37 protein-coding genes and 1 tRNA gene are annotated in these 24,698 nt (G+C 61.2%); 34 read left to right on the plus strand and 4 right to left on the minus strand.

Features of this window, described 5'->3' with window-relative positions:
* Positions 1 to 22 precede the first annotated feature (22 nt).
* A complete protein-coding gene (locus tag AB0O52_RS17475) occupies positions 23 to 334 on the plus strand; it encodes a glutaredoxin family protein (RefSeq protein WP_364540055.1) in 312 nt (103 codons plus the stop codon).
* Between the two features lie 12 nt (positions 335 to 346).
* Here AB0O52_RS17475 and AB0O52_RS17480 read toward each other — a convergent pair whose 3' ends face one another.
* The gene (locus AB0O52_RS17480; protein ID WP_364540057.1) at positions 347 to 820 is read right to left on the minus strand and encodes a hypothetical protein; all 474 of its coding nucleotides are present in this window, start codon (positions 818 to 820) and stop codon (positions 347 to 349) included.
* Positions 821 to 1,109: 289 nt separating this feature from the next.
* Here AB0O52_RS17480 and AB0O52_RS17485 point away from each other — a divergent pair, with 289 nt between their 5' ends.
* Positions 1,110 to 1,403, plus strand: coding sequence for a hypothetical protein (locus AB0O52_RS17485; RefSeq protein ID WP_364540060.1), 294 nt, complete (start codon positions 1,110 to 1,112; stop codon positions 1,401 to 1,403).
* Between the two features lie 124 nt (positions 1,404 to 1,527).
* Positions 1,528 to 3,096, plus strand: a complete 1,569-nt coding sequence (locus AB0O52_RS17490) for a DNA cytosine methyltransferase (RefSeq protein ID WP_364540062.1) — start codon at positions 1,528 to 1,530, stop codon at positions 3,094 to 3,096.
* A gap of 58 nt (positions 3,097 to 3,154) precedes the next feature.
* Here the strand turns inward: AB0O52_RS17490 and AB0O52_RS17495 are convergent, their stop codons facing one another.
* From AB0O52_RS17495 to AB0O52_RS17505, 3 genes are all read right to left on the minus strand, one after another.
* Positions 3,155 to 3,358, minus strand: a complete 204-nt coding sequence (locus tag AB0O52_RS17495; RefSeq protein WP_364540064.1) for a hypothetical protein — start codon at positions 3,356 to 3,358, stop codon at positions 3,155 to 3,157.
* A gap of 82 nt (positions 3,359 to 3,440) precedes the next feature.
* The gene (locus tag AB0O52_RS17500; RefSeq protein ID WP_364540067.1) at positions 3,441 to 3,770 is read right to left on the minus strand and encodes a hypothetical protein; all 330 of its coding nucleotides are present in this window, start codon (positions 3,768 to 3,770) and stop codon (positions 3,441 to 3,443) included.
* A 110-nt stretch (positions 3,771 to 3,880) separates the two neighbouring features.
* Positions 3,881 to 4,246: a hypothetical protein gene (locus AB0O52_RS17505; RefSeq protein ID WP_364540069.1), complete on the minus strand. Its 366-nt coding sequence runs from the start codon at positions 4,244 to 4,246 to the stop codon at positions 3,881 to 3,883.
* Between the two features lie 320 nt (positions 4,247 to 4,566).
* Here AB0O52_RS17505 and AB0O52_RS17510 point away from each other — a divergent pair, with 320 nt between their 5' ends.
* From AB0O52_RS17510 to AB0O52_RS17660, 31 genes are all read left to right on the plus strand, one after another.
* Positions 4,567 to 4,842: an HNH endonuclease signature motif containing protein gene (locus tag AB0O52_RS17510; protein WP_364540250.1), complete on the plus strand. Its 276-nt coding sequence runs from the start codon at positions 4,567 to 4,569 to the stop codon at positions 4,840 to 4,842.
* A complete protein-coding gene (locus AB0O52_RS17515; protein WP_364540072.1) occupies positions 4,843 to 5,187 on the plus strand; it encodes a hypothetical protein in 345 nt (114 codons plus the stop codon).
* Between the two features lie 212 nt (positions 5,188 to 5,399).
* Complete coding sequence (locus AB0O52_RS17520) at positions 5,400 to 5,774, plus strand: hypothetical protein (protein ID WP_364540075.1); 375 nt, start codon at positions 5,400 to 5,402, stop codon at positions 5,772 to 5,774.
* Positions 5,771 to 6,634 (plus strand): hypothetical protein, encoded by an 864-nt coding sequence (locus AB0O52_RS17525; protein WP_364540077.1) that lies wholly within the window; start codon positions 5,771 to 5,773, stop codon positions 6,632 to 6,634. The genes AB0O52_RS17520 and AB0O52_RS17525 overlap by 4 nt, the downstream gene beginning before the upstream one ends.
* 277 nt (positions 6,635 to 6,911) lie before the next feature.
* Entirely contained in the window at positions 6,912 to 7,139 is a 228-nt protein-coding gene (locus AB0O52_RS17530) for a hypothetical protein (RefSeq protein WP_364540080.1), read from the plus strand.
* Complete coding sequence (locus tag AB0O52_RS17535; RefSeq protein ID WP_364540083.1) at positions 7,136 to 7,330, plus strand: hypothetical protein; 195 nt, start codon at positions 7,136 to 7,138, stop codon at positions 7,328 to 7,330. Before AB0O52_RS17530 ends, AB0O52_RS17535 begins: the two co-directional genes overlap by 4 nt.
* Entirely contained in the window at positions 7,327 to 7,707 is a 381-nt protein-coding gene (locus AB0O52_RS17540; protein ID WP_364540086.1) for a hypothetical protein, read from the plus strand. The genes AB0O52_RS17535 and AB0O52_RS17540 overlap by 4 nt, the downstream gene beginning before the upstream one ends.
* Positions 7,704 to 8,114: a RusA family crossover junction endodeoxyribonuclease gene (locus tag AB0O52_RS17545; protein WP_364540088.1), complete on the plus strand. Its 411-nt coding sequence runs from the start codon at positions 7,704 to 7,706 to the stop codon at positions 8,112 to 8,114. Before AB0O52_RS17540 ends, AB0O52_RS17545 begins: the two co-directional genes overlap by 4 nt.
* The gene (locus AB0O52_RS17550) at positions 8,111 to 8,290 is read left to right on the plus strand and encodes a hypothetical protein (RefSeq protein ID WP_364540091.1); all 180 of its coding nucleotides are present in this window, start codon (positions 8,111 to 8,113) and stop codon (positions 8,288 to 8,290) included. Before AB0O52_RS17545 ends, AB0O52_RS17550 begins: the two co-directional genes overlap by 4 nt.
* On the plus strand, positions 8,287 to 8,550 hold the full coding sequence (locus AB0O52_RS17555; RefSeq protein WP_364540094.1) for a hypothetical protein: 264 nt from the start codon (positions 8,287 to 8,289) through the stop codon (positions 8,548 to 8,550). The genes AB0O52_RS17550 and AB0O52_RS17555 overlap by 4 nt, the downstream gene beginning before the upstream one ends.
* Complete coding sequence (locus tag AB0O52_RS17560; protein WP_364540096.1) at positions 8,547 to 9,290, plus strand: hypothetical protein; 744 nt, start codon at positions 8,547 to 8,549, stop codon at positions 9,288 to 9,290. Before AB0O52_RS17555 ends, AB0O52_RS17560 begins: the two co-directional genes overlap by 4 nt.
* 361 nt (positions 9,291 to 9,651) lie before the next feature.
* Positions 9,652 to 9,724 (plus strand) — tRNA-Leu (locus AB0O52_RS17565).
* Between the two features lie 347 nt (positions 9,725 to 10,071).
* Complete coding sequence (locus AB0O52_RS17570; RefSeq protein WP_364540253.1) at positions 10,072 to 10,338, plus strand: HNH endonuclease; 267 nt, start codon at positions 10,072 to 10,074, stop codon at positions 10,336 to 10,338.
* Between the two features lie 150 nt (positions 10,339 to 10,488).
* Positions 10,489 to 11,124, plus strand: a complete 636-nt coding sequence (locus tag AB0O52_RS17575) for an AbiV family abortive infection protein (RefSeq protein WP_364540099.1) — start codon at positions 10,489 to 10,491, stop codon at positions 11,122 to 11,124.
* 20 nt (positions 11,125 to 11,144) lie between these two features.
* The gene (locus AB0O52_RS17580) at positions 11,145 to 11,540 is read left to right on the plus strand and encodes a hypothetical protein (RefSeq protein ID WP_364540102.1); all 396 of its coding nucleotides are present in this window, start codon (positions 11,145 to 11,147) and stop codon (positions 11,538 to 11,540) included.
* 211 nt (positions 11,541 to 11,751) lie between these two features.
* Positions 11,752 to 13,065, plus strand: a complete 1,314-nt coding sequence (locus AB0O52_RS17585) for a hypothetical protein (RefSeq protein ID WP_364540104.1) — start codon at positions 11,752 to 11,754, stop codon at positions 13,063 to 13,065.
* Positions 13,066 to 13,076: 11 nt separating this feature from the next.
* The gene (locus AB0O52_RS17590; protein WP_364540106.1) at positions 13,077 to 14,495 is read left to right on the plus strand and encodes a hypothetical protein; all 1,419 of its coding nucleotides are present in this window, start codon (positions 13,077 to 13,079) and stop codon (positions 14,493 to 14,495) included.
* A gap of 2 nt (positions 14,496 to 14,497) precedes the next feature.
* Positions 14,498 to 15,244: a hypothetical protein gene (locus AB0O52_RS17595; protein ID WP_364540109.1), complete on the plus strand. Its 747-nt coding sequence runs from the start codon at positions 14,498 to 14,500 to the stop codon at positions 15,242 to 15,244.
* An 86-nt stretch (positions 15,245 to 15,330) separates the two neighbouring features.
* The gene (locus AB0O52_RS17600) at positions 15,331 to 15,963 is read left to right on the plus strand and encodes a hypothetical protein (RefSeq protein ID WP_364540111.1); all 633 of its coding nucleotides are present in this window, start codon (positions 15,331 to 15,333) and stop codon (positions 15,961 to 15,963) included.
* A gap of 12 nt (positions 15,964 to 15,975) precedes the next feature.
* Positions 15,976 to 16,362, plus strand: coding sequence for a hypothetical protein (locus tag AB0O52_RS17605; RefSeq protein ID WP_364540114.1), 387 nt, complete (start codon positions 15,976 to 15,978; stop codon positions 16,360 to 16,362).
* A gap of 17 nt (positions 16,363 to 16,379) precedes the next feature.
* On the plus strand, positions 16,380 to 17,396 hold the full coding sequence (locus AB0O52_RS17610) for a major capsid protein (protein WP_364540117.1): 1,017 nt from the start codon (positions 16,380 to 16,382) through the stop codon (positions 17,394 to 17,396).
* Positions 17,397 to 17,511: 115 nt separating this feature from the next.
* Positions 17,512 to 17,781 carry a hypothetical protein gene (locus AB0O52_RS17615; protein ID WP_364540120.1) on the plus strand — a complete coding sequence of 90 codons (270 nt, stop codon included), beginning with the start codon at positions 17,512 to 17,514 and terminating at the stop codon, positions 17,779 to 17,781.
* A 3-nt stretch (positions 17,782 to 17,784) separates the two neighbouring features.
* Positions 17,785 to 18,177 carry a hypothetical protein gene (locus tag AB0O52_RS17620; protein ID WP_364540123.1) on the plus strand — a complete coding sequence of 131 codons (393 nt, stop codon included), beginning with the start codon at positions 17,785 to 17,787 and terminating at the stop codon, positions 18,175 to 18,177.
* Between the two features lies 1 nt (position 18,178).
* Positions 18,179 to 18,508 (plus strand): hypothetical protein, encoded by a 330-nt coding sequence (locus AB0O52_RS17625; protein WP_364540126.1) that lies wholly within the window; start codon positions 18,179 to 18,181, stop codon positions 18,506 to 18,508.
* Positions 18,508 to 18,807 carry a hypothetical protein gene (locus AB0O52_RS17630; RefSeq protein ID WP_364540129.1) on the plus strand — a complete coding sequence of 100 codons (300 nt, stop codon included), beginning with the start codon at positions 18,508 to 18,510 and terminating at the stop codon, positions 18,805 to 18,807. Before AB0O52_RS17625 ends, AB0O52_RS17630 begins: the two co-directional genes overlap by 1 nt.
* A complete protein-coding gene (locus AB0O52_RS17635; protein ID WP_364540132.1) occupies positions 18,804 to 19,208 on the plus strand; it encodes a hypothetical protein in 405 nt (134 codons plus the stop codon). Before AB0O52_RS17630 ends, AB0O52_RS17635 begins: the two co-directional genes overlap by 4 nt.
* A 52-nt stretch (positions 19,209 to 19,260) precedes the next feature.
* Entirely contained in the window at positions 19,261 to 19,935 is a 675-nt protein-coding gene (locus tag AB0O52_RS17640; RefSeq protein WP_364540135.1) for a hypothetical protein, read from the plus strand.
* Positions 19,936 to 20,021: 86 nt separating this feature from the next.
* Positions 20,022 to 20,162 carry a hypothetical protein gene (locus AB0O52_RS17645; RefSeq protein WP_364540138.1) on the plus strand — a complete coding sequence of 47 codons (141 nt, stop codon included), beginning with the start codon at positions 20,022 to 20,024 and terminating at the stop codon, positions 20,160 to 20,162.
* A 29-nt stretch (positions 20,163 to 20,191) separates the two neighbouring features.
* Positions 20,192 to 20,536, plus strand: a complete 345-nt coding sequence (locus AB0O52_RS17650) for a hypothetical protein (RefSeq protein WP_364540141.1) — start codon at positions 20,192 to 20,194, stop codon at positions 20,534 to 20,536.
* Between the two features lie 50 nt (positions 20,537 to 20,586).
* Positions 20,587 to 20,985, plus strand: a complete 399-nt coding sequence (locus tag AB0O52_RS17655) for a hypothetical protein (protein WP_364540144.1) — start codon at positions 20,587 to 20,589, stop codon at positions 20,983 to 20,985.
* 20 nt (positions 20,986 to 21,005) lie between these two features.
* On the plus strand, positions 21,006 to 24,689 hold the full coding sequence (locus tag AB0O52_RS17660) for a peptidoglycan DD-metalloendopeptidase family protein (RefSeq protein ID WP_364540147.1): 3,684 nt from the start codon (positions 21,006 to 21,008) through the stop codon (positions 24,687 to 24,689).
* The last annotated feature ends 9 nt before the right edge of the window (positions 24,690 to 24,698 follow it).

Below are 24,698 nucleotides of genomic sequence, written 5' to 3' on the forward strand. Positions count from 1 at the left end.
GCCCCTTACCTGAAAGAACCACATGCCAAACCACGCACAAGAACTCCAAGCACTCGAAGGCGTCGCCGTCGTCGTCTACACCAAGCCCAAATGCGTCCAATGCAACCAAACCTTCATGATGCTCGACCGAGACAACATCGCCTACACGAAGGTGGACATCACGCAGGACGCGACCGCCAGGGACTTCATTACCCGAGACGTTCCTGACGGCGGCCTCGGATACATGCAAGCGCCCGTCGTCTACGTCTCAGCTATCGAAGGCGACGAGCATTGGTCAGGCTTCCGCCCCGACCTTATCGAGCAGCACATCACAAAACGAGCCGATGCCGCATGAGCGAGTACATCCTTAGTCATGCTCCTCGAGCCAGCGTCGCCCAGTGGCGGTCGCGGTGCCAATGAAGCTGGAGCCGTGACCCAAATGCCCCTCTATATAACGGCGGCCGAGGAACGTCCGGACCATCGAACGCATTAGGACTTCAGGGACGCCATCAAGCCTCGGCACAGATCCGTGCTCGACGATCTCGCGCAAGAGGCGCTTCTGCTCTGCCCCGACGTCAATTCCTTTCGATTCGTACCTGGTCAACAGCTCGTGGTCCGACATCGCCGTAATCACCCAGTTGCCGCCGAGAAACAGGTCGCGCTTGATTTGACCGTTCTCGGTTAGGACCTGCACTGACTCCATGACCTTCTCGGCGCCGAGTCCGTCGACTTGCGCCATCAGACTGTCGCGATTAACCAACTCCGATCCGGTCTCATCCATCAGTCGAAAAATCAGGTCTAGAACCATCTTGTCGCGCTCAGATGCGCTCAATTCCGCCATTACTATCCCCTCTCTTGTGGCGAGAAAACAGCCACAGCCTACGCCTGAAAGGACCCCGTTTGAAAGATCCCTGCTGTTGGTTATGCCGCACCCCATCTGGGGTGTGCGCAACCCACCACAACTGCGACCACCACAAAGCGGCTCATTCCGAAGAGGAACGGGCCGCTTCCAATTTGACCTACCGCGACCCGACCGGCAATCAAGCCGTCAACAACGTCACGCGCGAAACGCGCGCACCAAAACCCAAGGCCGCCCCAAAGCTGCCTTTTTCGTATCCGAAGGAGGATCGATGAGCGTTCGGAGGCCCAAACGGCCAACCGCCACGCACACCTTCCGCGCCGTCTGGCCCATTGTCGAAGGCACTGGTACCGCCACCACGGACCCTGAACTCATCTTGCAGGCCATCGGCGACCTGCCCAGTGTCGCCCACCGCCACAACGCGACTATCGTCGGGCCGCCACGGGCATGCATCGCTGACGGCCGGCGCGTCCCGGGATCCGGCGGCGCGCTCCAGGTCATCGTCATCGAAGCACCCGCCGTGCCAGCCACTGGCCGCGGATACCGACACAACTCCGGCGGCTGACATTGGACGAGATCTTGGAAGGCCAGACAGACATTTTCGAGCTGTTGGGCCCTCACGAACTCGAGACTCAGCCGCGACCAATCACCGAAACCGACAAGCATCGGCTTGCGCAGGAAGAGACCTCATGACGATCACAGTTACAGACATGTTTTGCGGGGCCGGAGGATCATCCACCGGCCTTTCTGCTGTCCCGGGCATCACGGTCAAGACGGCCATGAACCACTGGGCCCGTGCGATCGAAACGCACAACACCAACCACCCGGACGTGGACCACATCTGTGCCGACATCCAGCTCACGGACCCTCGCTCTATCTCCACCACCGAGATGCTGTGGGGCTCCCCAGAATGCACCAACCACTCCGTGGCGAAGGGCCGGAAGCGGATCACCAATCAGGGTGCGCTGTTCGGGGACAAGGCCCCGGACGAGGCGGCCATGCGGTCCAGGGCCACGATGTGGGACATCCCGGCCTACGCCGAGGTGCACGACTACAAGATCATCATCACAGAGAACGTCGTGGACGCCGCCAAGTGGGTCATGTTCGACGCCTGGTTGCTCGCCATGAAGTCCCTCGACTACGAACACCACATCGTCTACATGAACAGCATGCACGCCCAACTTGGCGGCCTGCCCGCGCCCCAGAGCAGGGACCGCATGTACGTGATGTTCTGGAAGAAAGGCAACACCAAGCCCAACTTCGACAAACTCCGGCCACTCGCGTACTGCCCGTCCTGCGACGAGACCGTGCGCGCTCTGCAGGTGTTCAAAAAGCCCAACGAGCGCTGGGGCCGCTACCGCGCCCAATACAACTGGAGATGTCCGAAAGTCTCCTGCCGGAACCGCATCATCGAGCCCGGCTGGCGGCCCGCCTCAGACGCCATCGACTGGGGCATCGAAGGCCAGCGCATCGGCGACCGTCCAGTCAAGGACTACTACAACAAGGCTGGCGATTTCATTGGTTCCGGACCGCTTGCGCCCAAGACAATGGCACGCATTCTTGCTGGTCTCGAAAAGTACGGCCGACAACCGGTGGCAATCGACGCCGTACGGGGCGCGCAGATCCTGGCGGCCGTGAACTCGGAACCATTTCAGACGCAGACCACGAGCTACACAAGGGGCCTGCTCGTGCCAGTGGAAGGACGGGACGGCAAAGAGACGCGAGACATCAGCGAGGCAATGCGGACCCAGACGACTCGCAATGAGACCGGATTACTAATGCCACCCCTGATTATCAACAACGTCTCCGGGGCAGATGCGAGCCGTACGGCAACAGTCCATGACCCCCTGAGGACACTTGTCGGCGGGGGCAATCACGAGTCGCTGCTCATGCCCTACTACGGCAGCTCGAAGCCGCAGGGCGTGGACCAGCCCATCGGGACGCTGACGACGGTGGACCGGTACGCCATGATAACGCTGCGCGGGCAGAACGCGCCCAAGGACGTCTACGGCCCGTTGGACACTTTCGCGGCCAACGGCAACCATCACGCCCTCATGGGCGTCAACCCGCCCGCCGTCGAAGACTGCACCTTCCGCATGCTCGAACCACACGAAGTCACCTGGGGCATGGCATTCCCGAAGGACTACACGATGACCGGAACCAAGCGGGAAATGGTCAAGCAAGCTGGCAACGCCGTCTGCCCGCCCAACGCCCGGGACCTCGGCATGATCGCCGCCGAATCGCTCCAAGCCGCATGAGCAATGCGTGCCGTTGTCGGTGAGTGTCCGATTTGCCTCTGACAACGGCACGCACGATCTAATCTGTGACGAAGAAAGCCTGCGCCTGCCCGATCACTAGGCGACCCGGCTTCTGGGCCACTCGCATCCCTAGCTGAGTGGAAAGAGCCGCCTCAAGATTCAGCGGTTGGCCACCCCGCAACGCAGTGCTGATGCCGTCGGAGATCTCGCCCGAGTCCCCTGATACCACGTACGATTCGTCACCGAAATTGATGACCGCCATAACGATCCCCTCTCTTCTGGCATGGATAACAGCGGCACTCTACGCCCCGAACCGAGCCGATGAAAGACCTCAGCTGATGCTCTCAGGAGCGCCGGTGGCCTCTCTCAGAGATGGCTTCCCGACCGAACATGCCCGCAAAAAGAACGAAAAGGGTGAAGAGAACCAAAATCATGCTCAGACCAACAAACCAACTCATAAGGCTTGATTCGACCTTCGTCACGGCCACCCAAAGGCACATGAACAAGGAGACCAGGCTCAACATCACCGAAAGCTCTCGGGCCGACCCGATCCGCTTTCTCCACCTCCGAGAGCTAATCTTCGCGGGTTGCAAGCGCTCCTCAAGTGCCAAGAAGACAAGCAACACTGGAATCACCTGTGCCAACAGACCGGCCGTCGTCGCATCAATAGTCATGGGCGGAGCATACAGACCGGCACTGACACTAGCTGCCGAACCTCGGCATTATCGCCGCCGAATCACTCGGCGTGGCCGGGTGAGAATGCTATTTCTCGACACACGCACTACTAAGGAGTCGGCATCCTGACGCCATCGCGGATTTTCCAAACCCGCAGCGCGTAGTAGAGCGTTATCAAGAATAGAACGGCGATTGCCCCGAAGATCAGGATGCTAAGCGCGGGCGCGTCGAACCCGAAACCCCATACCCAAACGAAGGTCCCTGCGGCGAAACAATAAGCAAGGCCTGCTCCTATGGCGACGGTGATGCTGGCGCGGTCATTGATGATGTCAGCCAAACGGGTCAGAGACCTGCCACTCTGTTGTTGCTTTTCCTTGAAGTCTGATGCCCTAGTCATCATCTGCAGAAAACTGCCCAAAAGAACCACTGCCGTTGCAATGAGAGTCGAAAGCGCATTCCAGTGATCTGAGTTCATAGTTCCCCCTCTAAGGGCTCCCGGCGGCGACGTTTGGCCACTTTTGCGGGAGTCCAAGACTTCTATCGACAGGGAGATCGGCCCAGTTAGCCAGAGGTTCTAATCAATTCGCATCACCACGCCCTATCAACTTCATCCCGGGATTCCTTCGGGACATGACCAAGCAGCTACCAACCAGCAGAGAAAGGACGAATCAATGACCAGGCAATACGGGCGGATCAAGGCCCGTGGGAGGTGGACCGATGGAAATCTTGCCACCCTATGACGGATCCATGCCCATCGACGTCTGGAAGGCAATTCGCGTCCACGAATTGAAAGCCATGACCTCCCGTGAATCTTCCCTCCTGAAGCTCAAGGGCCCTGATGGAGACAACCTCTACCGTATAACCGACGGCGGCAACATCGTGCGGACTAAGCCACTGTCGAAGGCGACGCGGAGGAAGGTCGTCGAGCGGGATAGGGCATGCATTCAGTGCGGGGCTGGCAGCCCGTTTGAGGTGGACCATATTATTCGCTATGCGGACGGAGGGACCAACCTACCAGAAAACCTGCAAACCCTCTGCCTTCGGTGCCATAAGAGCAAAGGTGGAAGGTAGATGGCTTGGTTCAACGCGGATGACAAAATGCACGGCCACCCGAAGTCACGGGCTGCTGGTCTGGAAGCGATGGGCCTGTGGCTACTTGCAGGAACCTATTGCACCGACTACCTGACGGACGGGCTCGTGCCGGCCTGGTATGTGGAGTCGTGGCCAAAGGGTAAGCAACTCGCGCAGAAGCTCATCAAGGTGGGCCTCTGGGAATCCGCTGGCGATGACTATCAATTCCTGTCTTGGGAGGAATACCAGCGCACCAAGAGCCAAGTCGAAGCCGACAAGGCAAAGGCCCGTGAGCGCAAGGCGGAATGGCGGAGGAACAGAACCGGAACGGCGGTGGAACGCTGAATGTCCCGCGGGACAAAGGGCGGGACGGAACGCGTCAGGAACAGTGCCCAAGACCAAGACCAAGACCAAGTACTTAATACTCACCTCGTGTGGGCCCCTCTCGCCTTTGAGTTTGAGGTGCTTTTCAAAGAAGTGATGAAAAGAGTTTCCAACCAATCGTCACCTTAGGTGATGCGCGGGTTCGGGACTTTTGGCTTGAAAGGAATCCCAATTTGATCATCACAGACCAGCAAAAGCGGGCCGTCGCCTACCTGCTCCACGAGATCCGACCAGACTGGCCCGTAGCCTCGCTGGTGTCACTCATCGACAAGCACAGCGACGTCCCAAGCCTGGGCGCCCTGACCGTCGCCGCGACGACCAAGGCCATGGAGCCGACATGCCAGACGCCGGCGCCGATCTTCCACCCCGGGCCGCACTGGCCCGAAGCCGCCCGCCGCCAACTACCGAAGCCGCCGCCCTGCGAAGACCACATCGGCCAAGACGGCCACACATGCCGCTCATGCCACGCCGACGTCAAAGCCGGGATCCGGCCGCCGGACAAAATCGGCAAACACCACACACCAGAAAGCGAGGAAGAAGAACCGTGACGGAAGCGACGCACACCGCCCACAGCATGACCGAGCTCCTACGCCAGCACTACAACCCAGACGGCCGCGCAATGGGGCATCTCTTCATGCCCGAGATCGGAGCCCCTGGCGGGCGCCGGCGGGCCGACCTGCTCGTCGCCCCCATATCCATCGCAGGGGCAAAGGCAAACACCCTGATCGGGCACGAGATCAAGGTGACCCGATCGGACGTCATGGCCGAGCTCGCCGACCCCACGAAGGCAGACCCCTGGCTTCGGTACTGCACCCGCTGGTATCTCGTCGTCGCTGACCCGGCCTTGATCGAGGGCCTGACCATCCCCGACCTGTGGGGCGTCATGGCACCACCGTCAGGCAGGCGCACCCGCTCAATGACCATCCTGAGGGAAGCACCGAAGCTCACCCCCGACGGCGACATGGCACCGGCACTGTCCCGCCTCGCCGCTTACATGGTTGGCAGGCTTGAAGGCGTCGTGAAACGAGCAGAATATGACCGCGACAGCTGGAAGCAGCGGGCCGAACGCGCCGAGCAACGCGAGCAAGAAGCCCGCCTGAACGGCGGCGGGCACGTCAGCCCGCACACGAAGCGAATCAACACGATCGTGAACCTGGTCGAGCATGGCAAGCACGACTACAAATCGAAGATGCCCTACCTGATGCCCGACGACGTCACCGAGCAAGATATCGCCGAAGGTATTCTCGACCTCGCCCGCTGCAGGTCGATCGCCCGCGAAGTGAGGCGCGAGATCGACGGAACGATCAGGGAAGTCGAGCGGGCACTGAACCCCTTCGCTCACGTCGCAACGCAGCTCGCAGCAGTCAAAGCGAAGGCCGAAAGCATCGGCGAACGGCAAGCATCGTGAACCACGGCTATTGCTGGCCGTCGCTTGGCGAACCTTGCGGCGGCTGCCATCGCTGCGGGCCACCAGAACCACGACCATGCGAGGGATGCTTCTACGTCTACGGAGACATGCGCGAATGCGACGGCGGCTGCAACGGGCTCACATCATCCGAAGACGCCGAACGCCGGGCCGCAATGTTTGCGGATCCCGAAGGCCGCGCTCTAGTCCAACGAATCCTCGAACGAAAACACCACGAAGCCCCGGCAAACGCTGGGGCTTCAGTCATCTCAGGAGAGAAATGAAGATCACGATCGACGGCAACGACGTCGAGCTTGCGGAACCGGACGACGGCGACATCATCACCGACGTCGTCATTCTCAGGCGGGCAGTAACCCACGGAGACAACGGGAAACTCGCCGACTCGCTCTACATCGACAACACACCGCAAACAACATCCATCGTGCAACGCGGAATGATCGCGGCCGCGAAAGAAGCGATCAACCGGAACGGAATCGAGGACGAATGAGATTCAAACTGGGCGACACCGTCCGCGTCATCAACAGCTATTCCGGCTACTTCGATCAGGTGGGGCGAATTACCGAGATCGAAAAGACAGGCCTCCATCCACGCCCGTTCGGCGTATCCGGCCTCAGCGCCGGAGGCACTGTCTGTTACGCCCCCGAAGAACTCATCCTCGCCGAGAAGGACCAACCATGATCCGCAAGGAAGGCAAAGCCCGCTGGACGTACACCTGCGAACCCTGCGAAGTCCGAGTCACCAAGCCGGACCACTTCCGTGCCATCGAAGCATGCCACCGGCACGAACGAAGCTTCGGGCACTTCGGGGCATTGCTGGGCTCCGCATTGACGGCTGCCTTCTCGCCAATCATTGCGGCATTCGGGTCCGGTTACGCCTCGAAGGCGGCTGTCGAACGAGAAAGCACAGCCGTTGCGGCAAAATACGCGCCGCTCCCCGAGGCTAAGTCCGCACTTGATGCCTTAGAGGCCATGAGCTTCGCCCAAATCCCACTTCCACCGAACATCCCACGCGACCCCACGCTACGTCGGGACCGGCGAAAGTGGGGCGGACGATGAGCTCGCTGCGCGTCGTCGCCTACGGTTTTCCCGCCAGTCAAGGCAGCAAGAAGGCGTTCAAGCGTGGGCGGAAGATCGTCTTGGTCGAGATGGACGAGAAGCTGCCCGCTTGGCGCGCTGCAGTCGAAGGAGCAGCCCGAGCCGCTGCCGGACTCAACTGGACGACAATCGACGGGCCAGTATCCATTGCGGGCGAGATCCGGCTACCCAAACCCAAGACAACCAAGTACGCCGACGCGCCCGCCGGCACCCCGGATCTCGACAAGCTCCAACGCGCCGTCGGTGACGCACTCACCAAGTCCAAGGTCATCAAAGACGACGCTCGAATCGTCCACTGGAATATCCGCAAAGTCTGGGCCGACAACCTCAGCGGACTCGACATCACCATCACCCAGGAGCAGCCATGAGCAACATCAAGATCGAACACGCAGCAGACGACAAGAAAACCGGCATGACCGTCGGCGACGTCTTCGCGTTCGCCCAAAACGCCCTCAACCATGACATCGACCCCCGGACGCCGGTCAAAGTCACCACCGGATTCCGCATGCAAATCCAGAAACTCGAAGCAGGAGGCAGCCGATGACCGTCCCGCACATCGAGGACGAAACCCACGGCAACATTCGATGGTTCCGCGATTACGGGCCTGTCCCCGTCGAAAACTACGAAGGCGAATGCCAGCACAGGGGTCAATCAGTCATCGCATGGGGCTGGGACAGGAAGCACTACGAACTCGTGGAATGCGGGATCAACGGCAAGGATTGCGGATCTCGCGCATGGTCCGACGAGCGCGGCCGAATCACCACCCCATGGATGCAACCCAAAGAGAGGGGAGATCAGGCTTGAGCAACGAATGCACCACGGAAGACTGCCGACGGGACACAACCCTCTACCTCTGCACCGAATGCATCATCGAGCTCGACGGACTACTCAAAGACGTCCCCGCGCTCGTGGAAATGCTCGACGGCCCAATCACCATGACCGCTGTCACCAAAGGCCCGGGCATGGGCAACGGCGCCGGGCACCCCGGATCCAAACCACCCATCAACCTCGACGCGCTCCTGTTGAAAGCATGGCTGTGCAGACTCCCGGACCGGGCACACGGAGAAGCCATGGACAATCCAAACGCCGGGCAGACGCTCTATATGGCCCGTATCTGGGTCAAGCAAGCACGGGAGCTCGTCTGGGGACCCGAAGACAAACGAGTCTTTGGCCATTGCGGTGCGCCGCTCGAAGACGGCGACGCGCCCACGCTGTGTGACGGTCGGCTGGTCGCAGACCCGTACGACGACTCAGTCAAGTGTCCGGCCTGCGGAACAGTCCACGAGATCGCTGACATTCTGGACCGCCTCCGGGAAAAGGCTCGAGGACAGCCAATGACGCCAAAGGATGCGCGGGAATATCTGCGCAACAAAGCCAAAGTGATCATCCAGAAAAAGGACTTTGAGAATTGGGTAATGCTCGGTCGAATTCCGTACGTCCTCGACCGGGTAACAACGGACATCAAAGCCCGCAAGATCTACTACCCTGGCGACGTCCTTAATGTTTTCGAAGACATGCGGGCGCGGAAGAGGACAGTCGCATAAGTTTTGGTACACTAAATCCGCGGGCAGAAGTGTCAGCAACCTCAGGTCGATCCACTCGGATCGGCCTTTTTTGTTGCCCGAATCACTTCCCCGGGAAACCGGGAAGCAAGAGCAACGGCTGGTGACCGTTGCAACGCTGGACCCGGGCGAGGCGCGCCAAGCCCGGGCCTGGCACAAGAACCAACAACTGAATAGCCCGCCGGACATGAACGGCGGGAGGGCTGGACAAATGAGGGCGACCTGAAATCGTCGGCGGTGCAAAGCCGCCCCAGCCCACGGGAACCACAATGGTTCCCCGAATCGAGGCACAGCCGAGAGGCAGCGTCCGGCCCGCGACAACCCCCATGAGCGCGGGCCACAAGGGTCTCTAGTCCAACGGCAGAGACAGCAGCTTCAAAACCTGCACAGTCCCGGTTCGAATCCGGGGAGACCCACTTTCCGGTAGCGGCGGTCAAAGTCACGCCCCGCCTCACGAACGGCCAGCGAACCAAGGCGGAACCGGGTGTGCGCTCTCTCCACCTGCCAAGGCACCACCTGCCGCCGCACCGGAACCACCATCCCCAAGAACATGTGATGCCGAGCCCAGGAGATGGCGACGCGGAATTGGTACGGGGCTAAGACCTTGGAACGTCGGCAAGCAAAGCATCATTCGTCCCGCGACCCGCAAGCCAAGGCACCACATACCGGCCACCGTCTCAGGCAAACCGGAAGCACAACCAGAGACAAGCATTAGGAGGTAGGCATCGCTACCTCACGCACCGGCACAGCCACATGGAAGCGCATCTCACGCCAAGCCAAGAAGCTAGCCAAATCCAATGGCCAGACGCGATGCCCTCACTGCGGTGTCACGCTCAACTACGACGTCGGGCGCACACCATGCAGTGCCGAAGCAGACCACATCGTGCCACACGCCAAAGGCGGACGAGACGAACTATCAAACGTCATCGTGATATGCCGCAGATGCAACCAATCCAAAGGCAACCGCCAAGCACCCAAAGCGGCAACAGTGATGGCGGTCAAACCGCTCAAAACCAGCCGCCGATGGTGACCTGTGGATAACCCCAGATACGAAAACTCGTATCCCAGAACCCCATATCGGGGTATGGGGAGGGACCCCTCCCCGGGGCCTCCCGTTCGCACCCCTAGGCATTAGCGAAAATATCCCCCCGAGCTTAGGAACCGCCTGTAGCATCACTTTGTGACTACCGTCGATTCACAATTTGCCCGCCGTTGGTGGAGGGCACTTATGGGAAATGTCGTTGCCCTCCTCGTGGATGCCCAGCTTCTTCTTGATCATGGTTCTCCTGGACGGGCCCAGGCTCTGGGAGTACTCGCCGCCGAGGAACTTGGGAAGGCTTGGCTTCTGTACAGCGAAGCCGAACATGCGTGGGCGGGGAACCTGCCGGATGTCGAAATCCCAGCCGATTTCGAGAAGCAGGCGAGAAGCCACCCGGCGAAAATTACCCAAGCTGCCCAATACGGGCAGGGCGTAAGCATGATGTGGGAATACTGGTTCGCCAGCTTTGCGTCGGAAGCCAAGTCAGAAGAGGATCTTGCGGTTATCGCGAAACAATACAACCTCAAGAAGCAGGCCGGCTTCTATGTCGACCTGGCTGGGGAGGACGTCCGATCGCCGTCTGATGTTCCTGCTGACGGCGTTTCTGGCCTGCTCTCAGAAATTGCGCAGGCTGCAAACATGCTTTTGGTGGAAGACCACGTGAGAATGCAGAATTCGGGCGAAGAGCCGGATTGGATGCACGACGTATGGCAGCCGATTGTCCAATACGGGAAGAAGAACTTCAACAAGCCAGCCCGGATCCTAGAAGACCAATAGGCGCACAGACAGGGGCATCCATGACCGTTTCTGACCCTGTTGCAGGTCTTGGTGAGCGTGGCTTGTCGATCTGGGAAGCGATGGCCACCGAGGATGTACCGCGGAATGCGCTGGTGCTTGAGGCTGCCCGACTGGCTGACCGTTTGGACGAGTTGGACAACATCATTCAGGGCAAGGGCGTCCTGAACCTCATGCAGTTCCGGCTGGACATGGAATCCGGTGAGGACGGCGAGTACAACGTCGAGGTGAAGTTCCAGAACGTATTTTCTGAGGCCCGCCAGCAGGCGATCGCCTTTTCCACGATCCTTTCGAAGCTTGCCCCGGCTGACGCTGCCGCGAAGCCGGCCAATGTGCCGATGCCGACGAATGTTACCCCGCTTGATCGAATCAAGGCGCGGGGGTTGAAGAAGGCCTGACTGGTGGTGGTGTCCGTTGAAGGGTTCGCAGGACGCCCGCTTCTACATCGCTCCGACTCCTCGCGGGTATTCGTGCGACCACGCTGAGGCCGCGATCGACCTTGCCGCTGGTTACGGCCTGATCCTTGACGAGTGGCAGGCGCAGGTTGTGCGCGCGTGGCTGCGGACTACGACGACGGGCCGCTGGTGTGCTGGCACGTGGGGCGTTTCAGTGCCGCGGCAGAACGGCAAGAACGGCAGTCTGGAGGCTGTCGAACTGTACATGCTTGTTCAGTTGGGCCTCAAGATCCTGCACACCTCGCACCTGCTCACCTCGGCGCGGAAGGCGTTCAAGCGCCTGCTTCATTTTTTCGGTCAGAAGGTCAACGACCCGAACGCCAGATTCCCTGAGCTAAATGCCATGGTCATTGAGATCCGCAAGACCAATGGCCAGGAAGCCATCGTGCTGGACAACGGCGGCATGATCGAGCTCGGCGCCCGCACGGGCGGGGCGGGTCGCGGTTCGTCCTTCGACGTCCTTGTGGTTGACGAGGCACAGGAGTACGAAGAGGACGAGCAGGAGGCTCTGAAGCCGACGATTTCGGCGGCCCCTTCTGGCGACCCGGTAACTATTTTCATGGGCACGCCGCCCAAAGACCTGTCCGAGCGCGGCGAACCGTTTGTTCGTGTCCGGAACAACGCGGTCACGGGCAAGAATAAGCGCGCAGCGTGGGTGGAGCACTCCGCCAAGGGCGACGTCGACAAAATGACTGACTCCGAGCTTGCCGAGTTCGTCCGGGATCTACGAAATGCCGCAGACGCCAACCCGGCGCTGGGCATTCGCATTTCTTTGGAGACGATTCAGGACGAGCTCAATGAGTTCTCCCCGCGGTCCTACGCGCGCGAGCGGCTGAACATGTGGCCTACACCTACCGAGGCAGGCAAACGCGCCTTCACTATGTGGGATGACCTGGCGATTGATGACCCGGATCCTGAGTGGCCTATTGCCGCATACGGCGTGGACATGAACCCGGAGCGAACCAAGGTGTCCATCGGTGTTTCGACGTTTGCTGAAGGCGACGGCATCCATCTTGAGTTGGCCGCTGACGCTCCCTTCGATGAGCGGGGCACTACGGCGCTCGTTGAGTGGTTGTGGGAGCGTGCTAGGCGGCGTTTTCCGATCGTCATTGATTCGTTCTCTCCGGCCCGGGACCTGCTTGAAGCGCCTTTGAAAGCCAAGAGGATGAACGTGTTCATCCTTGGTGCCGCTGAGTACACACAGGCGTGCGCTGGTTTGCACGAGGCTGTGGAGAAGCATCCGGCGATCTCGCACTTCGGGCAGGAGCATCTTGATCTTTCCGCGAAAAACACGGTGAAGGATCAGATCAAGAACCGTCCTGGCTCATTCAAGTGGAACCGTCTGAGCCTCGATGTTGATCTGTCTCCGATCGTTTCCGTTACGTGCGCCCATTTCGGCGCCGTCAAGTTTGCTAAACGTCGTCTTCCAGCTTCTGAGAGGAAGCCGAGACACGCAATTGTTGGTTAGGGGTGACGCTGGTGGCTGTTCTTGACGTAGTTCGGAAGCTCTCTTTTGAGGAGTCGACGGCGTTTTACCGGATGCTGTCCACGATCCGGCGTAAGGCCTCGCGTAACAACCTGCGGGAGGCTTATGCCGAGGACAAGAAGCGTCTCGACAAGATTGGCTTTTCGGTTCCGCCGCACATGATCGACTTTCAGACGCCGATTGGTTGGGCGTCGAAGGGGATCAAGGTTCCGGCGTCGCGGATCCGGCCTGACGGCTTCACTCTTCCGCGCCCGTCAAAGCTGCTGGACGAGGTAAACGCAACTTTCGAGGACAACTACCTTGGCGCTGTGGAGCGGATGGCAATTGAGTCGTCTTTGCAGCATTCTGTCGCGTTCGTTTTTGTGACCCCTGGCGATTCCACTCTTGGTGAGCCTGAGGTGATCGTTGCAGCCCGAACGGCTCTTGAGGCTACGGCTGAGGTTGACGCCCGGACGAATCGGGTAGTCCTGGCGTTGGAGATGGTGTCCGCGACCGTGGCGCTGCTGTACGTGCCGGGTTTGACGTTGCGGGTCGAGTCCACGGTGAACGGTTGGATCGTCACGAAGGAGATTGACGGCGTGCCGGATCTCGTTCCGTGCATCCCGTACATCTGGGGCTGGTCTCTGTCTCGCCCGTTTGGTCGGTCGAGGGTGACCCGCCCGCTGATGGGCTACATCGACAAAGGCGTGCGGACGATGCTCCGGCAGGAAGTCACTGCCGAGTTCTTCTCTGCCCCACAGCGGGCATTGCTGGGCGCTGACGAGGCACACTTCACCGGTCCGGACGGTAAGCGGATCTCACCTCTGGAAGCCCTGATTGGCGGCATGTGGGCGCTGCCTGACGTGTTCGATGAGGACGAGCAGAAGCTTGTCCGCCCGGACATCAAGCAACTCCAGCAAGCTTCAATGCAACCGCACTCGGAGATGATGCGAACCATCGGGCTAATGGTCTCTAGTGAGCTGTCAATCCCGGTCGGCTATCTCGGCATCATCCACGACAATCCGTCCTCGGCTGATGCGATTCTCGCTTCAGAGTCGGACATGGTCGCCATGGTTGAGCACGAGCGGGATATCAGCTACAAGATTGCACACGAGGCGCTGGCCCGCACGATCCTGGCCGTCAAATATGGCGGGGTAACCTCGGCCATGGCTGCCGAGTTGCGCGGGTTGGCAGCTAACTTTGCGGACGCTGGCACACCCACTCGTGCTGCCCGGTCTGACGCGGCATTGAAGTACACGACGGCGTTCCCGAATGGCGATCCTGAGGTTGCCATGGAGGAATACGGGCTCTCCAAGTCGCAGATCGAGCGGAACCTTACGTATGCGAAGCGCGCGCAGGCAGGGCAGCGTCTCGACGCCCTTGTGGCAGCTTCGAAGGCATCCGCAGCGCCCGTGTTTAGCTCTGGCGGTTAGTAGTGGCGGACCCAATCATTGAGCAGTTCCGGGCGGCTAACGCAGGGCTTTCGAAGCTTGTCCGTGATGAGCTGGCCGGGTTCTTTGGCACGCTGAATCTGGCAAAGCCGGAGGCTGTGCGCAACGCTCTCTTGGAGTTCGTGCCGCTGCTGGTGTCGGAGTATGGTTCGGTCGCTGAAACGCTGGCCCTGGACTATTACGACGAGCTCCGGGCGGCTTCCGGCGCGGCTGGAATTTTCCAGGCGGCGGCTGGTGCGGCCAGCATTCCTGAATCGGCTGTACAAGCGAAGATCCGTTACCTCGCCAAGCAGCTGTGGACCCCGGATCCTGCTTCGATGCTTGGCGGTCTATTGTCGGCGACGGACAAGTACGTGAAGCAGCCGGGCCGCGATGCGATCTCCTACAACGCCAAGCGCGAAGGCGCCCGATGGGCTCGCGTGCCGACCGGCGCCAAGACATGTAGCTGGTGCTTGGTGCTTGCCTCGCGCGACGCCGTCTACCTGTCCAAGCAATCCGCCGGCGATCGGCGCGGCACTGGCAAAGGCGATGCGTTCCACGGCGACTGCAACTGCGCGGTTGTTCGGATAGGCAAGGCCTCTGACTATCCGCCCGGCTACCTCCCGGATGACTACCTCGCCATGTACGAGGCAGCCCGCGCCGAGGCCGCATCGGGCGACATCAAGGACATCAGCGCGGCCTTCCGCAGGCTTCACCCAGACGCAGTTACCGACGCCGTCCACACCCACTAACCGCTCCGGCGGTTCACACTCTCCCTTCCGTGCGATGCGGGCAGGGCTATTCGCCGTGCGATACGGCATCCAATAAGGAGTTCGAATTGAGCAAGAATCTTCCCCACGGCATCGACATCACCGCCCCCGGCGGCATCCAGAAGCTCATGGCCTTCCACCGGCTCACCTTTGGTGACGCTGTCATGGAGGACCAGACGGACGCTGAAAAGGCTGCTGCTGCGCAGGCCCTGGCCGATAAGGCCGCAGCCGACGCTGCAGCAGCGGACGCCGCGAAGGCCGCCGGCGAGAAGCTTGGCGAGGGCGGACTGAAGGCTTTGCAGGCTGAGCGCGATGCTCGAGCTGCTGCCGAAAAGCGTGCCGCTGATGCTGAGGCGAAAATTCAGGCTGCTGAGGACGCCAAGCTGTCCGACATTCAGCGGGCTCAGAAGGAGCGTGACGATCAGGCTGCCGAGAACGCAAGGCTCAAGGCCGCCAATGCCCGTCTCACCGCACTGGCTGAGCACCCCGTGCCCAAGGAATACCAAGACCTGGTAACCGGCACGGACGAGGCCAGCTACCTGGCGTCTGCCAAGAAGATCTCCGAGCTCTACGCCCGCGCCGAGGGGAAGCCTGGCCCGGTTCACGAATCCGGCAAACGCTCCGGCGAAAACAACCCGACTGGCGGCTCTATCGCCGCCGGCCGAGAGCTTCATGCATCCATGTATCCCAAATCTTCCTAGGAAGGATCAACCATGCCACGTCTTACAACTGAAACTTTCGGCAGCGGAAACCTTGCGTGGCTCGGCTCCGGACATGCCATTGGCAATGCCCGCACCGAGACGGTCAATGTAGCCGCTTTCACCGAAGCAACCCACTACCCGGACGGTTTCCTGCGCTCCGGACAGCCTGTCGCCAAGGTGGCTGGCCTGTTGGTTCCTTACGACGCCACTGAGGCGACCGTGACCGGTGCTGGCATTCTCGCCGGTCACATTCTCTTTGACCTCAAGGTCAAGGGTTCAACCAATGTGCCTGCACCGCTGCTGGACCACGGCCGCGTTGTTGCCTCCAAGGTCCCGGGTGCCTTCGTCAAGCCCGCTGCGGCCGCGAAGCTGTCCGCTACGACCATCGTCTACGTCTAAGAAAGGAGTGACTGATTATGCTTTGGACTGATCTCATCACCCCCGCTGAAGCTACCGGATTCGTGCGCGCCGAGCTGGCCGCACTCGAGGTCAACAAGCCTTCGTTGGCCCGCTGGCTACCGAACGTTGAAGTTTCTGACATCACCGTTCGATTCCTCAAGGGCCAGGCCGGTTTTGTGCAGGAGGCCGAGTTCCGTGCTTTCGACGCTGAGCCGAGCACCGCTGGGTCGTCTTCCGGCCAGCGAGTCACGCTCGAACTTCCTGCGCTGGGGCAGAACCGCCCCGTCTCCGAATATGACCAGCTCAGGCTGCGTAACGCTTCGGATCAGCTGATCCGGGCTTCGATCTTCAAGGAGATCAAGAACGCTGCGACGGCTGTAGCCCATCGCATCGAGCGCCTGCGTGGCACCGTGCTCAATACTGGCAAAGCCACGATCAATCAGGGCAACTTCATCTCCGATGATGACTTTGGACGCTCGGGCACCCATAGCGTCACGGCGGCGTCGCTCTGGTCCGATCCGACCGTGAGCCGCATGTCTGACCTGAACGCATGGTCGGATGTGTACTCCGCGACGAACAACGGAACCGATGCTGGTGCGATTCTCATGCCTCGCCGCGTGTTCCGTGCGCTGGCCGCAGGCAAGGAGTTCGCCACGCTGCTGGCGAACGGCGCCACCCGCCCCGGTTTGGAAGCTGACGTGCGCGGCCTCCTGACCTCCGCGGGCCTGCCGGAACTGTTCATCTACGACCGCTCGACGGCTTCCGGCCGGGTGCTTCCTGATGACCGCCTGATGTTCCTGCCTGCCCCGGTTGATCCGCAGTCCGGGCAGTCGGAGATGGGTGCAACCTTCTGGGGCCAGACGCTGACCTCGATGGATTCCAACTACGCCATCGAGCCGTCCGAACAGCCCGGTGTCGTCGTCGGTGTCTACAAGAACGAGAAGCCCCCGATGATCGCCGAGGTTGTCTCGGATGCCATCGCCCTTCCCGTTCTGGCGAACGCGAACCTGTCCTTCGTGGCCAAGGTTCTCTAGTTGACCGCTGGGCGGCGCCTGGGCTTCGAGCCCGGGCGCCGTTCGGCCCCAATCTTTAGGAGTTAATGTGGCGACTTTTGCCGCACATGTTTTTGTTCATGATGAGTCTGGGCCCGTGCACTTTGCTCCGGGTGACGAGCTGCCCGAGTGGGCGGAAGGTCTCGTCGGCAAGCATTGCCTTGTGCCCGAGGTCGGGACCGACGCCTCTGACTTCACCGACGGTGGCGCTGACGGCGAGAGCAGCTCGGAAGGCGCCGACAGCGATCCGGCCGACGACGCTGGCAAGGGTGACGGCGAAGGCGACGACGTCGACCCCGCCGCGAAGACCGACGCCCCCGACTTCACCGCGCCGGCTGCGCGCCGCGGCCGTCCCCGGAAGGCCTAACCAATGGCGGCCGACTACGCGACGCTGGAAGACCTCCAGGAGCACTGGTCGGCTCTTCCAGCCGCGAAAGAATCCGAGGCTCAGCAAAAGCTTCATGAAGCATCCGTTGAAGTCTGTGCACTGTACCCGGATCTCGACGGCCGCATCATCGGTGGACTGATTGACGCTGATGTGCCGCGCCTGGTCGTGTGCCGCATGGTCAAGCGCGCGCTTGAGCCGAAGGACGAGAACGGGCCGCCGGCCGGGATGGAGTCATTCCAGTTCGGTGCCGGGCCGTTCAGCATGGGCGGCAAGATGGCGAACCCTGACGGCAGCCTCTACCTGACCGCTGCTGACAAGCGGCTCCTTGCCAAGTCGAAGCGACGTCAGGCTTGGACGATCCACACGGGAGGCTGACATGGGCATCGTGAGCATGTTCCCGAAGTCGTGGCGCACTGACGTTGTGGTGCTTCGCGGCGGTGGCCGTGACGCCAAGGGCAATCCCCTGCCGGCGCAGGAGATCCCCGTGACCGACTGCATCATCGGCCCACGCGCGACGGCGGAGCCGCTGGACCGGTCCGACGTCGTTGACTCGAAAGCTGTCCTTTACCGGGATCCTGGCTTCACGTTCCTGCCCGCCGACCGGATCCGCGTGCCTGATGGTGCGCGCATGGCCGGTACATGGTCTGTTGAGGGTCGCCCGGGTGAGTGGCCGTTAGGTTCCGAGGTTGGGTTGGTGATGGGCTGATGGGTCTGCACAAAGTACCCGGTTCCAAGTCGTACTTGGCCGAGGATGCCGGGCTCAAGGATCTTGGGACGTCGTCGGCGGTCGCGGCGGCAACCTTGGCCGCCGCGCAGCGGCTGGCAGGTAACGCTCAGGCTGTGGGCCGGGGCACTTATGAGGCCGCACCTTCGACGGTCACCGTCGGTTGGGCGAACGATCGGCGCGCCGGAGCCGTGGTGCGCGAGTCCCGGGCCGACTGGCGTGACACGCGAGACGCGATCTTGCTCCGGGTCGCAGAGTCCATGAGGGCGAGGGGCAGATGATCGACGCTCTCGTTTTCCCGGACACGCGCGATGCATTGTTCGATCTGATCGACGGAGCCACGCATCTTGGTGAGCCGGTCAAGGCCGTTTACCAAATCCCTGCAGGCGACTACGGCGAGATCAAGGGCCCGTTCCCTATGGCGCTTATCTACGTCACGGGCGGCACGCGGGGATTCGTTGACCGTGTGGACCGGGCCACGATCGAGGTTTACGCGCCGGGCCAAGCCGCCGTCAACACGCTCGAATCTGTCGCTGCATCGCTTATCGGCACGGACATCGAAACACCGTCGGGATTCATCGACAGCATCGAGGCCGACGTAACCCCGGCCGATGTTCCTTACCAGTCCGACACACTCAATAAGGCCGTCGCGACTTTCCTTGTAACGTCCCGGCCGATCTAGCCCCGTTCGGGGATCTAACCAACTCTGAGCCCTTGAAAGGGGTCTGTTCGTCATGGCATCAACGTTTGAAGCACTTCGTCAGGAATCTGACAACCGAGGCCTTATCCGTAAGGTTCAAAAGGCTGTCGTCCTGCTCCGCGCCGCATCGGAAAATAAGCCGCTACCGACCACCCTCTTTGCCGCTGACGGTGGTCTCGCCGACTTCAAGACCGAGGGATGGCTCCCGGTTGGCATGATCACGCCGGACGGGATCGAGTTCGGCCGGGACGCCTCAGAAGAGGAAGTGAAGGCTCTTGGTTACAGCGGCGCGGTTCGCACTGACGTGACTGAGGTTGCCAGGTCGGTGAAGTTCACACCACTGGAACATGGCCGCCAGCACATGCTTGAACTGGCCTACGGAACCGACCTTTCCGCCGTCACCCAGTCAGCGACAACCGGCGAGATCGTGTTCGACGAGCCCGAAATGCCGAGCAACAAGGAATACCAGATGTTGGTGCTCGGCGTTGACGGCCCGGCAGATAACCAGTGGCTCTTGGGTCGCGCGTACGGTGCCACGAAGCTGTCGGCTTCAGACGCGCAGAAGTGGGGTTCGACCGATCCGGTTACTACCCCGCTGACCATGAAAGTGCTCACCGACGCGGTGACCGGCGTTCCTCTCCGTCACTTTATGGGCGGCACCGGGGCCCTGAAGGCCAAGACGGTCCTCGGTTTCACTGCCGCGACCTAACCCCCTCAAGCACGGTGCGCGTCGTTTTCCGGGTGTGGCGACGCGCACCGTTTCCACCTCACACCCGAAGTTCTCAGGAGTCGATCATGGCCCGATTCATTTCCAAGGACGGCAAGCACGCCGTCGAGACTGCCGTAGCTACCGAAGCCGCTGAGCTTCGCCGCGACGGCTACACCGAAGAGAAGGCCGAGGCCCCCAAGGCCGACACCGCCAAGACCACCAAGTAAATCCACCCCTCACACCCGGAGGTAACACCATGGCTGCAAATGACAAGCCGACCGTCCACCTGTCCCTCGTAAGCCTTCGCAAGGAGGTCGCCAAGCCGGACCCGTTCCGGGTTGCGCTGTCCGGTTCGAAAGTCATCACGTTCCCGGACATTTACGCGATCGAGTCGGTCGAGGCCGAGGATATCTTCGGCGCTCTGAGCAAGAGCTCGACCAACTGGGACGCTCTTGGGAAGTGGCTGACCAAGGCTGACGCTGCGGCGCTGAAGGCTGAGAAGCTGTCCGTCCGCGAGCTGGGCGCCGTCGTACAGGCCGCAATCGCCTACTACGAGCAGACGGTAGGCACCGCGGGAAACGGCGCCGCCTCCGCGAGCTAGTAAGCCGCTACCGTCCCCAGATCCGCGCCGACCTCCTGCGGGAGTACGGCGTGGATCTGGCGGAATGGTACGCCGCTGGTAGGTGGGTTGGGTTGCTCGAACTGATCGATATGCTCCCCACCGCCTGCAGGCTCAACGAGGCGATCGCCAACGATCCCGAAATGGCCGTCATCTTGGCTGAGCAGAGGCTTTCACGCCGTGAGGATGACGCTGATCCTTGGTCACCAAACATCTCAGAGTTTGACCTGAACATCACTGTGCTGCGCGAGATCCTCCACGCCGTCAAAGGGCTGCGGCAAATCAGCATCGCAGCGGCCGGCGGGAAGCCTGGCGAAGAGACGCCGTTCCCCGCCCCGTACACCGAGATTGACCGCGCCGTCGAGGCAGCGGAACGCAACTGGGCAGAGATGTTCGTCCAGCAGTTCGGATTCTCTCCGGAGGACATCTGACAACTTCATAGGAGGCCCTCATGCCCACGATCGGTGTAGCCGACATCCTTGTGGTTCCGGTATTCAAGGACCTCCAGAAGAAGGTTGGCAAGGAGCTCGACGGCGCCGCAAGTAGCGCTGGAGACAGCGCCGGCAAGAGCCTCGGCAGCAAACTTACTGGCGCTGTTGGCGGGTTCATGTCCGGGACCATGAAGGCCGCCGGGATCGCCGGCGGGCTGACCGTCGGCGCGGCCTTTGGTACGGCCCTCGCGAAGGGCTTCGGGCGGCTCCAGGCAATCGAGGAGGCGAAGGCCAAGCTGAGCGGCCTGGGCCACTCGGCTGAGACCGTGCAGGGCATCATGAACGACGCCATGGCCGCCGTGAAGGGCACCGCTTTTGGGCTTGGTGATGCCGCGACCGTCGCAGCTGGCGCCGTCGCTGCTGGCGTGAAGCCCGGCAAGGATCTTGAGAGAACCCTCAAGCTCACAGGCGACGCGGCGACCATCGCTGGTGTCGGCATGGGCGAAATGGGAGCCATCTTCAACAAGGTGAGCGCGTCCAACAAAATCCAGGGCGACGTTATCGCCCAGCTGAACGACGCCGGTATCCCGATTATCCAACTGCTTGGCAAGGAGCTCGGCAAGTCCGCCGAGGAAACCGTGAAGCTTGCATCCGAAGGCAAGATCAATTTTGAGACCTTCCAGAACGCCATGGAGAAGGGTCTCGGCGGGGCTGCGCTCAAGTCAGGCGAAACCCTACGGGGGGCGTTCAAGAACACCATCGCCTCAGTTGGCCGCATCGGCGCCTCGCTGCTGTCCGGCGTGTACCCGAAAATCCAGCAGTTCTTCGCTGGGGCAATCAACTGGCTCAAGCCTCTCGAAGAGGGCGCGAAGATCGCCGGCGCGGCAATCGGGACCTTCCTTGACAAGGCCCTTTCTGGTGCGCAAGCGATCTGGGATTTGGTTGTTGGCGGGAATTTCACGTCCAAGTTTCGCGAGATTTTCCATGTCGAGGAAGATTCTCAGTTGGTCGATTTCCTTCTGAAGGTCCGCGACGGCGCGAAGGGTCTTTATGACCTGGTCGTCGGGGGCGACTACACGGGGAAGCTACGGCAGGCGTTCGGCTGGGAAGAGGATTCCCGTTTCGTTGACTTCCTTCTGACCGTCCGCGACATGGTCCTAAAGATTCCTGACGCGCTCGGCAAGGTCCTCTCGACCGGGGGCGAGGTAGCCAAGTTCCTTTGGGATATGCGCGAGCCCATCGGCATCATCGCCGGGCTCATTGCCTTTACGCTCATCCCGCACTGGGTGGCGCTCGGCGTCGAGGCTATCGCGTCCGCGGCCAAGCAAGCGCAAGCGTGGGCCACTTCGAAGGGTGCGGCCGTCAAGGGTGCATTTACTCACTCGTGGGCTGTCGTTGTCATGGTCGCCGGATGGGTTTCCATGGCTGCGGCTGCGGTTAGTTCTGGCGCTATCACGGCCGCTATCTGGCTCATGTATCAGTGGGACTCGGTAAAGGCTGTGGCGGCAATGCTTGTCGCGAAGGCTTCGATCATCGCTAGCTGGATCGCGATGGCTGCCCAAGCTACCGCGCAGGCCGTCAAGATGGCTGCGGCTTGGGTTATCGCTCTTGGGCCCGTGGGTTGGGCGATTGGCATTATCGCCGCGCTGGTGGCCGGTTTCGTCTGGGCCTACAACAACGTGGGCTGGTTCAAGGACGGCGTCGATGCGGCCCTGAAAGCGGTTGGCGACTTCTTTAGCTGGCTGTGGACGGACATAATCAAGCCGGTCTTTGAAGGTATCGGCGCTGTAATCCAGTGGGTTTACGAGTCGATCATCAAGCCCGTTTTCGACGGGATCATGGCCGCTGTCCGCTTCGTGGGCGATGTCTTCAACTGGCTCTACACGAACATTCTGAAGCCGGTTTTCGATAGCGCCGCGGTGGTCCTGGGTGGCTTTTATCTGCTGTTCCGGGGCATTTTTCAGGTGGTCGTTTCGATCATTCAGAACATCCTCGCGCCGCTCTTCATGTGGTGGTGGAACAACGTCATGGTCCCGGTTTTCCAAGGGATCGGTTCGACCATCGCTGACTGGTGGAACGCGGCCGTCGCGATTTTCAACGGGGCCATCGGTTTCGTCCGGGACGTCCTTGCCGCCGTGTTCACATGGTTCTACGAATCTGTGATCAAGCCCGTTTTCGACGGGATCGGCGCGGCGATCAACTGGGTGTGGTTGAACGTCATCAAACCGACAATTGATGCCTGGGCGTACATACTCCAAGTGACCCTCCCGGCGGCGGTCAACTGGCTCTACGCGAACGTCATCAAGCCAGTGTTTGACGCTATCGGTTCGGCGATTAATTGGGTGTGGCTGAACGTCATCAAGCCAACGATCGACACGTGGGTGTATTTCTTCCAGAACATCCTCGGGCCGGCCGTGAATTGGCTTTACCAGAATGTCGTAAAGCCTGCCTTCGACGGCATCGGTTCGGCGATCAAGTGGGCTTGGGACAACGTCATCAAGCCTGTGTTCGATTTCCTGAGTACGGCGATCACGAAGACCATCCCGGATGCTTTTCAGACCGGTGTCGATGCGGTCAAGAAAATTTGGGACACGATCCTCGATATCGCTAAGGCTCCGGTCCGTTTCGTCGTGGACACGGTCATCAATGACGGTCTGATTGGCGCGTTCAACACCATTGCCGGGATCCTGCCGGGCGTGGACAAGCTGCCCCGTGTGGCGCTGCCCAAGGGCTTCATGAATGGCGGCTACACCGGCAACGGCGCCAAGGACGAGCCCGCGGGCATCGTTCACGGCGGCGAGTTCGTGTTCACCAAGGAACAGACCCGCCGCGCTGGCGTGCGGAACCTGTACGCCTTGGCAGACTCGCTCGCCGGCTACATGAACGGCGGGTTCGTGAACCCGCTAAAGCAGATGGTCGAAACGCAGGGCTACAACCGGGTCCACAAGGGCATCGACCTTGCGGCGTCGGTCGGTACTCCGGTGTTCGCCACGGAGAGCGGCCGGGTTAGCTGGTCCGGTCCTGGCATTGCGGCTCCGGGTGTTTGGGGCGGAAACGAGATCCACGTCGACGGCGGCTCCGGCATCCAGACGTGGTTCGCTCACCTGTCCTCGATGGCCGTGAGGGTTGGTGAGATGGTCCGGGCCGGGCAGCAGATTGCGCTGTCAGGCAATACGGGCATCACGTCCGGGCCTCACCTGCACTTCGGCACGTTCGCGGGCGGCTGGCCCAACGACATCGACCCGCACGGTTACCTGGGCGGGGCCGGGATTCCATCGGGCGGCGGCTTCAACCCGCTCGGCGGGATCATCGACGGGCTGCTCTCGCAGTTCAAGTCGGCGTTCCCAGCGGCGGGCATCATGGCTGACATTGCCATCGGCATCGGCAAGAAGCTGTTTAGCACTGTCGCGGACGTCATCACTGGCGGCGGCAAGGGCTCCGCAATCGGCGATCCCGCGCTGTATGACCTCGGCGGCATCCTGCCCCCGGGCGTCTCGCAGGTCGTCAACCGGACAGGACAGCCCGAGGCAATCCTGAACCCGCAGCAGTGGGCCGATATTCACCGGCTCGCGACCCTCCGGAGCGAAAGCGCCGGCGGCCGCGGGGACGTGATCTTCAAGGGCAACGTCGGATGGGATCCGGATGAGGTTGCCAACCGTATCGAGACGAAGCGGCGCGATACTTTCGCTGCCTTCGGAATCTAGGAGGTCACA

This window comes from Arthrobacter sp. NPDC080073 (assembly GCF_040686575.1).
In the GTDB taxonomy this organism is placed as follows: domain Bacteria; phylum Actinomycetota; class Actinomycetes; order Actinomycetales; family Micrococcaceae; genus Arthrobacter.

Excerpts from the sequence above, each read along its gene's own strand:
- AB0O52_RS17475 (WP_364540055.1), top strand. The coding sequence starts at position 23 with ATGCCAAACCACGCACAAGAACTCCAAGCACTCGAAGGCGTCGCCGTC.
- AB0O52_RS17480 (WP_364540057.1), bottom strand. The coding sequence starts at position 820 with ATGGCGGAATTGAGCGCATCTGAGCGCGACAAGATGGTTCTAGACCTG.
- AB0O52_RS17485 (WP_364540060.1), top strand. The coding sequence starts at position 1,110 with ATGAGCGTTCGGAGGCCCAAACGGCCAACCGCCACGCACACCTTCCGC.
- AB0O52_RS17490 (WP_364540062.1), top strand. The coding sequence starts at position 1,528 with ATGACGATCACAGTTACAGACATGTTTTGCGGGGCCGGAGGATCATCC.
- AB0O52_RS17495 (WP_364540064.1), bottom strand. The coding sequence starts at position 3,358 with ATGGCGGTCATCAATTTCGGTGACGAATCGTACGTGGTATCAGGGGAC.
- AB0O52_RS17500 (WP_364540067.1), bottom strand. The coding sequence starts at position 3,770 with ATGACTATTGATGCGACGACGGCCGGTCTGTTGGCACAGGTGATTCCA.
- AB0O52_RS17505 (WP_364540069.1), bottom strand. The coding sequence starts at position 4,246 with ATGAACTCAGATCACTGGAATGCGCTTTCGACTCTCATTGCAACGGCA.
- AB0O52_RS17510 (WP_364540250.1), top strand. The coding sequence starts at position 4,567 with ATGACCTCCCGTGAATCTTCCCTCCTGAAGCTCAAGGGCCCTGATGGA.
- AB0O52_RS17515 (WP_364540072.1), top strand. The coding sequence starts at position 4,843 with ATGGCTTGGTTCAACGCGGATGACAAAATGCACGGCCACCCGAAGTCA.
- AB0O52_RS17530 (WP_364540080.1), top strand. The coding sequence starts at position 6,912 with ATGAAGATCACGATCGACGGCAACGACGTCGAGCTTGCGGAACCGGAC.
- AB0O52_RS17535 (WP_364540083.1), top strand. The coding sequence starts at position 7,136 with ATGAGATTCAAACTGGGCGACACCGTCCGCGTCATCAACAGCTATTCC.
- AB0O52_RS17540 (WP_364540086.1), top strand. The coding sequence starts at position 7,327 with ATGATCCGCAAGGAAGGCAAAGCCCGCTGGACGTACACCTGCGAACCC.
- AB0O52_RS17545 (WP_364540088.1), top strand. The coding sequence starts at position 7,704 with ATGAGCTCGCTGCGCGTCGTCGCCTACGGTTTTCCCGCCAGTCAAGGC.
- AB0O52_RS17550 (WP_364540091.1), top strand. The coding sequence starts at position 8,111 with ATGAGCAACATCAAGATCGAACACGCAGCAGACGACAAGAAAACCGGC.
- AB0O52_RS17555 (WP_364540094.1), top strand. The coding sequence starts at position 8,287 with ATGACCGTCCCGCACATCGAGGACGAAACCCACGGCAACATTCGATGG.
- AB0O52_RS17580 (WP_364540102.1), top strand. The coding sequence starts at position 11,145 with ATGACCGTTTCTGACCCTGTTGCAGGTCTTGGTGAGCGTGGCTTGTCG.
- AB0O52_RS17605 (WP_364540114.1), top strand. The coding sequence starts at position 15,976 with ATGCCACGTCTTACAACTGAAACTTTCGGCAGCGGAAACCTTGCGTGG.
- AB0O52_RS17610 (WP_364540117.1), top strand. The coding sequence starts at position 16,380 with ATGCTTTGGACTGATCTCATCACCCCCGCTGAAGCTACCGGATTCGTG.
- AB0O52_RS17620 (WP_364540123.1), top strand. The coding sequence starts at position 17,785 with ATGGCGGCCGACTACGCGACGCTGGAAGACCTCCAGGAGCACTGGTCG.
- AB0O52_RS17625 (WP_364540126.1), top strand. The coding sequence starts at position 18,179 with ATGGGCATCGTGAGCATGTTCCCGAAGTCGTGGCGCACTGACGTTGTG.
- AB0O52_RS17630 (WP_364540129.1), top strand. The coding sequence starts at position 18,508 with ATGGGTCTGCACAAAGTACCCGGTTCCAAGTCGTACTTGGCCGAGGAT.
- AB0O52_RS17635 (WP_364540132.1), top strand. The coding sequence starts at position 18,804 with ATGATCGACGCTCTCGTTTTCCCGGACACGCGCGATGCATTGTTCGAT.
- AB0O52_RS17640 (WP_364540135.1), top strand. The coding sequence starts at position 19,261 with ATGGCATCAACGTTTGAAGCACTTCGTCAGGAATCTGACAACCGAGGC.
- AB0O52_RS17645 (WP_364540138.1), top strand. The coding sequence starts at position 20,022 with ATGGCCCGATTCATTTCCAAGGACGGCAAGCACGCCGTCGAGACTGCC.
- AB0O52_RS17650 (WP_364540141.1), top strand. The coding sequence starts at position 20,192 with ATGGCTGCAAATGACAAGCCGACCGTCCACCTGTCCCTCGTAAGCCTT.
- AB0O52_RS17660 (WP_364540147.1), top strand. The coding sequence starts at position 21,006 with ATGCCCACGATCGGTGTAGCCGACATCCTTGTGGTTCCGGTATTCAAG.